Below are 9,237 nucleotides of genomic sequence, written 5' to 3'. Positions count from 1 at the left end.
TGAAGAGCCAGGGCGTCCGCCCCCGCGTCTGGTTCGGCGAACGCTGGATCACCTCCGTGTTCGACCTCTTCGAGGAGAACACCCGGTACTTCCCGGTCTCCAGGGCCGCCGGGACGAACGAGGAGGCGTCGACCAGCCCGTCCGGCAGCGGCAGGATCCAGCGGCGCGCGGCGAACTCCATGACGGTGCGGTTCGGCGACATCGCCGAGACCTGGCCGGACGACCGCTGGTGGCTCGCCGTCGACGTTCCCGCGCGCGGCGTCCCCGCCGCGCTGCCGATCGAGGCGCGGCTGCCGTCCTGGTTCGTCCGGCAGGTCGCCGACGGCGACGGCCGCCCCCCGCAGGTCGGCCGCGCGTCCCCGCCGTGGGAGGAGCTGCGCGACCAGCACCGCGAGCTGCCCCGCGAGGCGCCGCGCCCGGAGTTCCAGCCGGCCAACGACGTCGAGCGCGAGCTGCTGCGGGCCGCCGCGAACAACGACCACGACCTGTTCCTGCAGACGCTGGCGGCCACCGACGTGCTGCTGCCCGTCCCGGACGACATGGACTTCTCGCTCCGTCCGGGCCGCCCCGGGTTCCCGTGGCAGACCCGTGAGGTCGACGGCTCCACCGTCGTCCCGGTCTTCACCTCGCCGGAGCGGCTGGTCGAGGCGTCCGGGCCCGGCACCGAGCACATCGCGCTGCCGTTCACCGTGGTGCTGCGCTACTGGCCGGACCCCGACTGGCTCCTCGCCATCAACTCCGGCTCGCCCGCGGGCGGCACCGTCCTCGCGCAGCAGCTCCCCGGCCTCGCCACCTGGGCCGACCAGCGCGCGGCCCAGCGGATGACGGACCGCTTCGAGCCCCAGAACGACATCGAGCAGCGCCTCTTCGACGCGGCCCGCCGCCGCGACACCGAGGCCTTCTTCAAGATCATTCTCGGCGCCCAGGTGCTCGTCCCCGTGGACGCCGAGACCCCGTGGGGCATCGTCCCCGGCGACCCCGACTTCCCGTGGCGCCCCGTCCGCGTCCACGGCCGGACGTCGATCCAGATCTTCACGTCGCTGAGGTGGATGAACGAGGCGATCGGCACGTCGCGCTTCATCATGCCGAGCCTGCTGGAGATGGTCACCGCCTGGCCGGACGCCTCGTGGACGCTCGTCCTCAACCCGGGCACGCCCATCGACGCGTCCATGCCGGGCGAGCAGGTCCGCACCCTCAGCGGCCCGCCCGCTCCCCCGTCCGCCGCGACGCCGCCGCCCCCGTCCGCGCCCTCGGTGCCGGTCGCCCCCGCCGTCCCGGCCGACCCCGCCGCGTCCGGCCCGGGCCGCCACGCGGGCCCGCCCGTGCCGGACGAGCCCGCCGTCCCCGCGCCCGTGGAACCGGGCCGCCACCACGCCGGAGCGCCCAGCGGCTCAGCGGCCCAGCGCCCCGCGCACGGTGAGGCCGTGCCGCGTCCGCAGACGCCGCAGCTCCCACATCGCCACGGCCGTGACGGACAGCGGTGCTCCGAGGATGAAGGCCAGCCGCACCCCGAACGGGGCGCTGCTGTAGGCGCCCTGGAAGACGTCGAAGACGGCGACTTCCCAGACGAGCAGCGTCGCGAGGAGTGGCGGGACCGTGTCGTGGAGGTCGGCCGTCCGGAAGACGTGCACGAGTGACTGCACGACGCCGTAGAGGCCGAAGGGGATGTACCACAACGAGAAGGCGCCGATCGCGAACAGCAGCACCAGCCGCCACGGTGACGCCGTCCAGTCGGTTTCCTCGGTCACATAGCCCAGCCCCGTGGCCATTCTCGGCGCGGCGAGCGTTATCGCCAGCGTGAGCAGCGCCCCGGCGGGTTTGAGCGCGCGGCGCAGGAACAGGCGTCGGTTGGGCGGACGGGCCGCCGCGATGAAGACGGCGACGGCGATCGGGAACGTCACCGCCAGCGTGATGAGGGTGGTGCGGATCTGGGCGAAGCGGTCGTCCAGCACGGCGTTGGGGTCCTTCGCCAGCCCGTAGGAGAACAGCATCCACGTGACGGCGACCAGACCGACGACCGTTCGCCAGATCTGCACCTTCTTCACCGCCGGGTCGTGCACGCGTTCCGGCCGGGACGGCGTGAAGACCGCGCTCCCGACGGCGAACGGATTGAAGAGACGCCCGAACGTCATCCGGCGCGGCGGACCCGGCTGCCACGGACCCTGCGGGGGCCGCCCCGGGCCCTGCGGCTGCTGCCATGAGCCCTGCCCCTGCTGCCAAGGGCCTTGCGGCTGCTGCCAGGGACCTTGGGGTTGCTGCCACGGACCTTGCGGCGGCGGTCCGGGCTGCCATCCGGGTCCGGGCGCTTGTCCTCCTCCGTACGGATTCATGGCGCCCTGCCGCCGCTTCCGCTCATCCCGCGTCCTTTCCGTCCCCGCGCCAGACGTCACGAGGAGAATACGCAAGATCTCAGCGAGTGAAAGCGCTTTATCGCAGCACCGGTCGGCATCGCCCGCGCTCGCATCCTCGTCCGTGCCGGCTCGCCTCTCGGTCCGTTCTCGCAGGTGAGGGACGATTCTCAGATTTCGATCGTGCTTTCTGTTATCCGCACGTACCCGCAGGGTCTCCCAGGTGTCCGACAAATCCCCGGAAACCAGGAAGGCAGGTTCACGTGAGCGAGAGGAACAGCACGGGGTCGAGACGGAGCCCCCGGACGCGCCGCGGCAGCTACGGGCGGGCGCCGCGGCCGAGCGGGCGGTGGTGGGCCGCCGTCGGCGCGAGCGCGAGCGTGGTCGCCCTGACGGCCGGGGTCGCCTACGGGGTCACCGGGTCTTCGGAGGCCCCGGCCGATTCCAGGCCGGTCGCCGACCGCGCGGCCCCCGCTCCCACCCCGTCCCCCGCCAAGACGAAGGCGCCCGCCGGCAAGCCCAAGGCTTCCAGGACCGCCAAGCGCTCGACCGTCGCGAAGAAGCCCGCGAAGCACACCACGAAGCGTCCGCAGAAGAAGAAGCGGCCGGTCACGCCGGCGCCCCGTTCCACGGCGCCCGGCGGCGGCAGCGTGGGCGGCGGCACGCTCGCCCAGCAGGTCGTCGCCCTGACCAACGCCGAGCGCGCCAAGAACGGCTGCGGGGCCCTGACCGTCGACTCCCGCCTCCAGGCCGCCGCGCAGGGCCACTCCGCCGACATGGTCGCCCGCGACTTCTTCGACCACACCAACCCCAGCGGCAGGAGCCCGGGCGACCGGATCACCGCCGCCGGTTACCGCTGGTCCACCTACGGCGAGAACATCGCCTACGGCCAGCGGACGCCCGCCGCCGTCATGTCCGCCTGGATGAACAGCTCCGGGCACCGGGCCAACATCCTCAACTGCCGGTTCAAGAACATCGGCGTGGGTGTGGCGCTCAAGTCCGGGACCCCGTACTGGACGCAGAACTTCGGCGCCCGCTGACGTGCGGAGGCGTGCGCGCAGGGGAGGGGCGCGAACCCGTCCGGCGCGCACGCCTCACTGAGGCGAGGCGAAGTCCTGCGTCCACCAGGGGCCGCCGGGCCCGGACACGACGCCCACGCCGATCTCGGTGTAGTCGCAGTTGAGGATGTTGGCGCGGTGGTAGGTGCTGGTCATCCAGCTCGACACCGCCGAGGACGGCGTCGCGGCGCCCTGCTGGATGTTCTCCGCCCAGGCCCGCCACCGGTATCCGGCGGCGGTGATGCGGGCGCCCGGATCCTGCCCGCCCGCGCCGTCGTGGGAGAGCACGCGCCGCGCCGCCATGTCGGCGGAGTGCCTCTGGGCCGCCCTGGTCAGCCTCGGATTCTCGCGCAGGGGACGGCACCCGTGCCTGGCCCGCTGGATGTTGGCGAGGCGGACGACCTGGCGTCCCGGGCTGAGGGGCGCCGTGGACGTCTTGCGCGGCTTCGGCGAGCGTCGGGTCTTGGACGGGGTGGGCGACGGACGTTCGGAGGAGGTCGGCGCCGCGCTCGGGGTGGCGGCGGGCGCGCTCGGGAGCGCGGCGGCCGGGGGCGGCTCGTCGTCGGGCACGGCGAAGAACCAGACGGCCGCCGCGACCGCCGCGACCGCGGCCGTCCCGGCGATCGCCGCCGTCCGGGCCCCGCGCGAGGCGTGCAGGGCGACGTCCGCGCCCGACAGCTTGGCGTTCGCCAGGTCCGCCGCCGAGAGACGGGCCGGGGGCGGGACGAGGACCATGCCCGCGAGCAGTGCCTCCGCCGGGGCGAGCCTGCGCCGGTGCGCGCGGCAGGCGTCGCAGCCGCGCGCGTGGCGGGCGATCCGCTTGCGCCACACGGGCGTGGGCCGCCGGTTCCACGAGGCCGTCACCTCGGCGAGGCCCGGGCACGGCGGTGTCGCGGCGAGCGCGCGGACCACGAGCCGTCCCGTCTCCAGCTGCTCCTTCATCCGGTTCACGCGCACGGCCGCGTGGCGCCGCTTCACGTCCAGGGCCGCGGCGAGTTCGGTGCGCGTCAGCTCGCCCGAGACCTCTAACCACCACAGCGAGAGCAGGTCGCGGTCGGCGGGGTCCAGCCACCGGGTGGCCTCGGCGATCTCCTTGCGCTGCCCGGACAGCCCGAGCCGGACGATGGTGGTCTCGACGAAGTCGCCGCCGGGGTCGGGGATCTCGTGCGCCGCGTCCAGGCCGACGGCGGGTCGCCTCCGGTTCGCCGACCACCGCCGCCGCACCTGGTTCATCGCGATCGCCACGAGCCAGGACCGGAACCGCGACGGGTCGCGCAGGCCGCCGAGGCCGTTCAGCATCCGCAGCATGGTGTCCTGGACGACGTCGTCCACGTCCGCGTGGCCGTCCAGCGCCCGGCCGACGACGTTGTACACCAGCGGCAGGCAGGTCGACACCAGCCGTTCCCTCGCCGCCGCGTCGCCGGCCTGCGCCGCCACGACCAGCCGCTCCTCGCCGCCGTCCATCCGCATCCCTTCGCGCCACCGGACCGAACCGTTCGGCCACGCCAGAAGAGACCCCCCACCCTCCCGTCGATTACAGAAAAACTAGGACATGTCCAAGCGGGCGGGCCGTCCGGCCCGGCGGCGCGTCCCGCGGTTCACCGGCGGGAGCGGCTCACACCAGTGAGGCGTCGCGCGACGCGGGATCCGCCGCGATGAGCGTGACGGACTCCCTGACCGTCTCCAGCGCCGCCGCTCGCTCCTGGTCGGTCATGTGGGCCGGTCCATAGGTGACCACGGGGTCGAGCACCCGGTAGCCGACGAACTCCAGCATTCCGCGATGGATGTGGAACAGGAAGTCGTCCATGGGGCCGAAGACGCCAGGCTGGAACATCTCGCTGGGAGCGCCGGTCGTGAACAGCAGCATCGCTTGCTTGCCGGCGAGGGCCGCGTTCTCGAAGAGACCGTGGTCGCCGCCGAAGACCGCCCCCATGGCGAAGACGCGGTCCACCCATCCCTTGAGGATCGCGGGCAGCGAGAACCACCACATCGGGAACGACAGCACGAGGAGGTCGGCGGCGAGCAGGCGGTCGAGGTGGGCCTGGACGGTCGCGTCGAGCGTCCCTTCCCTGACCGCGCGCATCTGCTCGGCCTGCGGCTTGAAGTGGCCCTCCACCGAGGGGAAGTCGTCGCGGGCGAGGGTCGGGGCCCAGGCGTCGGCGTAGAGGTCGAGGACGTCGACGCGGTAACCGGCCTCGCGCAGGGCCTGGGCCGCGGTGGTCATCTGGGCGGTGCTGAACGAGCGGGGCTCGGGATGGGCGTGGACGATCAGGGCGAGGGGAGCGGCATCCGAGGTCGACATGGGAAAATCATATCGACATATCGCGATTCGTCAATCAGATGGTGATGGCGAGCGCCTCCGCCAGCCGCGCCAGCCGCTCCTCGTCCCGCCGGTAGTGGGTCCACTTGCCCACCCGGGTCGCCCGCACGAGCCCGGCCCGTTCGAGCGTGCTCATGTAGCTGGAGACGGTCGACTGGGCGAGCCCCGCCTTGGCCTGGATGTGCGTGACGCACACGCCGACCTCCTCGCGGTCCGCGATCGGCTCCCACTCGCCGAAGTGCCGCCCGGGCTCCTTCAGCCACTGCATGATCTGCAATCGGGCGGGATTGCCGAGGGCCTTGAACACGTCGATCAGCTCCTCCGACCCCAACTCCGCCGCCGCGGCCATCAGCCATCTCCCTCACAGTCGAACCGACAGACCACGATATCTCGATACCTGAGCGGGGGGCGGCCGGACTCACGGCCGCCGCCCCCCGCAGCGGCCGGACATGCCGTGGTCAGTCGAGGCGGTCGGCCTTGCCGAGCAGGTAGCGCTGCTCCACCTGGTTCTCGGTCAGGGCGGCCGCCTGGCGGTACAGAGCGGCGGCGGACGCGTCGTCGCCGGTCATCTGCAGAAGGTGGGCGCGCACCGCGCGTTCGCGTTGCCGCGTGAGGGGGTCGCGGTCCAGGCGGTGCCGGCCGTTGAGGTCGTCCAGAAGGGCCAGGCCCCGGGCCGGTCCGAACGCTCGGGCGACCGCCACCACGCGGCTGAGCCGGATCGGCGCGGTGGGCGTGAGGCGTTCGAGCCAGAGGTACAGCATCGCGATCTGCGGCCAGTCGGTCTCCTCCGGCGACGCGGCCGCCGCGTGCACGGCGGCGATGGCCGCCTGAAGCCGGTACGGGCCCGCCGCGCCGCGGTTCCAGACGCCGTCGATCAGCGCGGTGCCCTCGCGGATCAGGTCCGGGTCCCAGCGCGTGCGGTCCTGCTCGTCCAGCGGCACCAGCTCGCGGTCGGCGCCGGTGCGGGCCCGGCGCCGCGAATCGGTGAGCAGCATCAACGCCAGCAGGCCCGTCGCCTCGGCGTCGCCCGGGAGCGAGGCGTGGAGCATGCGGGCCAGCCGGATCGCCTCCCGCGTCAGGTCGACGCGGGCGAGCTCCCGCCCGGCCGTGGCCGTGTAGCCCTCGTTGAAGACGAGGTAGAGCACCCGCATCACGGCGGCCATCCGCGCGTCCCGGTCGGCGTCGGTCGGGGGAGTGAAGCGGGCGCCCGCGCGGGCCAGCCGCTGCTTGGCGCGGCTGATCCGCGTCCCCATGGTGGCCTCGGTCGTGCCGTGGGCGTGCGCGATCTCGGCGGTCGTCAGGCCGCCGACCGCGCGCAGCGTGAGCGCGACCTGCGACGTGGTGCTCAGCGCGGGATGGCAGCACAGCATCAGCAGCGTGAGGCTGTCGTCGACCTCCGGCGGGGGACCGGCCCGGCGGGCCGGCGCCCCCATGGCCAGCTCGGTCATCCCGGCCTCGTGCTCCCGCCGGCGCCGCGCCCGGTCGGAGCGGAGCAGGTCCACCATGCGCCGGTAGCCGATCCTGATCAGCCAGCTCCGCGGGTCTTCCGGCACGCCCCGGGCAGGCCAGTCCTCGCTCGCCGCCAGCAGGGCCTCCTGGACGGCGTCCTCGGCGATGTCGAAGCGTCCGAAGCGCCGCACCAGGGCGCCGAGCACCTGCGGCGCCTCCGCGCGCAGCAGATGCTCGACGTCGCCGTTCACGCCGCGAACTCCTCCCCCATGATCGGCCGGATCTCGATCGGCTCGCCGAGCACCTCCACGATCCGCGAAGCGATCTCCACGGCGCGTTCCCGGCCCGCGACGTCGATCACGGCGAAGCTGGCCAGGACCTCCTTGAGCTCGGCGAACGGCCCGTCGGTCGCGACCACGCCGTCCGGTGCCCGGCGCACCGTCGTGCTGACCACCGGGTGGCCGAGCCCCTCGCTGGTGACGAACTCGCCCGTCTCGGTCAGTTCCCGCTCGACCTTCTGGTACTCGGCGAACGCGGCGAGCGCCTCCTCCGACGGAGCGTCGGCGGTGGCGGCGTCCCAGGCGGCGGCCGGGGTGTAGCTGAGCAGCAGGTACTTCATGGCGATCCTCCCCTTGGTCCCACAGTGCACGAGCCGGGTTCCCGCTGTACAGCCAGGTCAGCCCGGGTGCATGTCCCGGCGGCGCAGCGACAGCGCGACGACGGTCGTCCAGGTGAAGGCGACCAGGCCGTTCAGCGCGATCTGCAGGCTCATGTGATCCGGCGACATGGGCACCAGCAGGACGAGAGCGACGGCCCCGTTCAGCACGGCCGGCCGCACGGCCCGACGGCGCGCGCACCGGACGGTCATCACGGCGGCCGCGATGGCGAGGGCCGTGAAGGCGACGGCCGCCGCGGCCGAGTGCGCGACCCCGTGCCAGGACATCTGGTCGACCGGCCCCTCCGGTGTGCCGGCCGGGAAGCCGTTCTCCGGATCCATCGGGAGCAGCCCGGCGGCCACCAGCCCGGCCCCGAAGACCCCGACGAGGACGGGCAGCGCCCGCCGCCCGGCCCCCTCGGTGATCGTGCGCCTGAGGCCGACGGCCAGGGCGACGCCGCCCAGCCCGGCGAGCACGAACGTGACGATCTGGATCCAGCCGAGATCACCGGTGGCGAGCTGGCTGATCGGGTGCCGCCTGATGTCGAAGCCGTCCCGCATGACCATCTGGGTGACGGCCGAGGCGAAGAACAGCGGCCCGGCGAGGGCGCCGGCGACCAGGACGCGGGACGTCCGGCGGACGCCGGCCGAAGGGGCGATGGCGGTGGTCATGGATTCCTCCTCGTCGATGGGTTCTCGCCGCTACCTCGGGACCGGGCCCCGGATCTCGACGTCCCGCAGAAGTGACCTACGCCACATCGGTGTCATGTCCGAAAGCGTCCGGGGGCTCCGAGGTACCGGCGAACACCCGCGAAGAGGAGGACACGATGTCCGAGAAGAGCCCGAACGAGAACGTTCCGAACGAGAGCGACCAGCCGAGCGCCGAGGTTCAGGCCCTCGACCGCCTGGTCGGCACCTGGAAGGTCACCGGCGGCGCCGAGGGGACCGTCCGCTACGAGTGGATGCCCGGCCGCTACTTCCTGCTCCAGCACGTCGACCTCACCCAGTTCGGCGAACCGGTCACCGGCATCGAAGTGATCGGCAAGCTCCGCCCGTTCGGCGAACCCGCCGGCGAGGACGTGATGTCGCGGTACTACGACTCGCTCGGCAACACCCTCGACTACGTCTACGAGCTGACCGGCGACAAACTGACCATCTGGGGCGGCGCCAAGGGCAGCCCCGCCTACTTCGAAGGCACCTTCAGCCCTGACGGCAACGCCCTCACCGGCGAATGGGTCTACCCCGGCGGCGGCGGATACAGGTCCGCCATGACCCGCATCTGACCCGCAACGACGACCAGAAGCGGGGGGGCCCCCGCCCCGCCCCCCCCCCGGCCCGGGGCCCCCCCACCCCCCCCGCGCCCCCCCCCGACCGGCCCCGCCGACTGGAACGCCCTGGAACGCGGCC

At 73.2% G+C, this 9,237-nt stretch carries 9 protein-coding genes; 3 read left to right on the top strand and 6 right to left on the bottom strand.

Annotated elements, in window-relative coordinates; translation table 11 throughout:
• On the top strand, window positions 1–1,637 hold a 1,637-nt coding region (locus AB0C69_RS32005; protein WP_360358715.1), incomplete at its 5' end, for an SseB family protein.
• A 974-nt stretch (window positions 1,638–2,611) separates the two neighbouring features.
• On the top strand, window positions 2,612–3,388 hold the full coding sequence (locus AB0C69_RS32000) for a CAP domain-containing protein (protein ID WP_360358714.1): 777 nt from the start codon (window positions 2,612–2,614) through the stop codon (window positions 3,386–3,388).
• A gap of 54 nt (window positions 3,389–3,442) precedes the next feature.
• Here AB0C69_RS32000 and AB0C69_RS31995 read toward each other — a convergent pair whose 3' ends face one another.
• The 6 genes from AB0C69_RS31995 to AB0C69_RS31970 all read right to left on the bottom strand — a co-directional run bounded on the left by AB0C69_RS31995 (window position 3,443) and on the right by AB0C69_RS31970 (window position 8,502).
• A complete protein-coding gene (locus AB0C69_RS31995) occupies window positions 3,443–4,870 on the bottom strand; it encodes a sigma-70 family RNA polymerase sigma factor (RefSeq protein ID WP_360358713.1) in 1,428 nt (475 codons plus the stop codon).
• Between the two features lie 151 nt (window positions 4,871–5,021).
• The gene (locus AB0C69_RS31990; RefSeq protein WP_360358712.1) at window positions 5,022–5,708 is read right to left on the bottom strand and encodes an NAD(P)H-dependent oxidoreductase; all 687 of its coding nucleotides are present in this window, start codon (window positions 5,706–5,708) and stop codon (window positions 5,022–5,024) included.
• Between the two features lie 34 nt (window positions 5,709–5,742).
• A complete protein-coding gene (locus AB0C69_RS31985) occupies window positions 5,743–6,075 on the bottom strand; it encodes a metalloregulator ArsR/SmtB family transcription factor (RefSeq protein ID WP_360358711.1) in 333 nt (110 codons plus the stop codon).
• Window positions 6,076–6,184: 109 nt separating this feature from the next.
• Window positions 6,185–7,426 carry a DUF6596 domain-containing protein gene (locus tag AB0C69_RS31980; RefSeq protein ID WP_360358710.1) on the bottom strand — a complete coding sequence of 414 codons (1,242 nt, stop codon included), beginning with the start codon at window positions 7,424–7,426 and terminating at the stop codon, window positions 6,185–6,187.
• Window positions 7,423–7,794, bottom strand: a complete 372-nt coding sequence (locus AB0C69_RS31975; RefSeq protein WP_360358709.1) for a YciI family protein — start codon at window positions 7,792–7,794, stop codon at window positions 7,423–7,425. Before AB0C69_RS31975 ends, AB0C69_RS31980 begins: the two co-directional genes overlap by 4 nt.
• A 57-nt stretch (window positions 7,795–7,851) precedes the next feature.
• Window positions 7,852–8,502, bottom strand: a complete 651-nt coding sequence (locus tag AB0C69_RS31970) for a DUF998 domain-containing protein (protein WP_360358708.1) — start codon at window positions 8,500–8,502, stop codon at window positions 7,852–7,854.
• Window positions 8,503–8,657: 155 nt separating this feature from the next.
• Between AB0C69_RS31970 and AB0C69_RS31965 the strand changes: the two genes are divergently transcribed.
• Entirely contained in the window at window positions 8,658–9,113 is a 456-nt protein-coding gene (locus AB0C69_RS31965) for a hypothetical protein (protein ID WP_360358707.1), read from the top strand.
• Window positions 9,114–9,237 lie beyond the last annotated feature (124 nt).

Origin of the sequence: Actinomadura sp. NPDC048032, from assembly GCF_040653175.1 — a bacterium.
GTDB classification, from domain to species: Bacteria; Actinomycetota; Actinomycetes; order Streptosporangiales; family Streptosporangiaceae; genus Spirillospora; species Spirillospora verrucosospora.
This window is presented reverse-complemented; position numbering and strand designations above follow the sequence as displayed.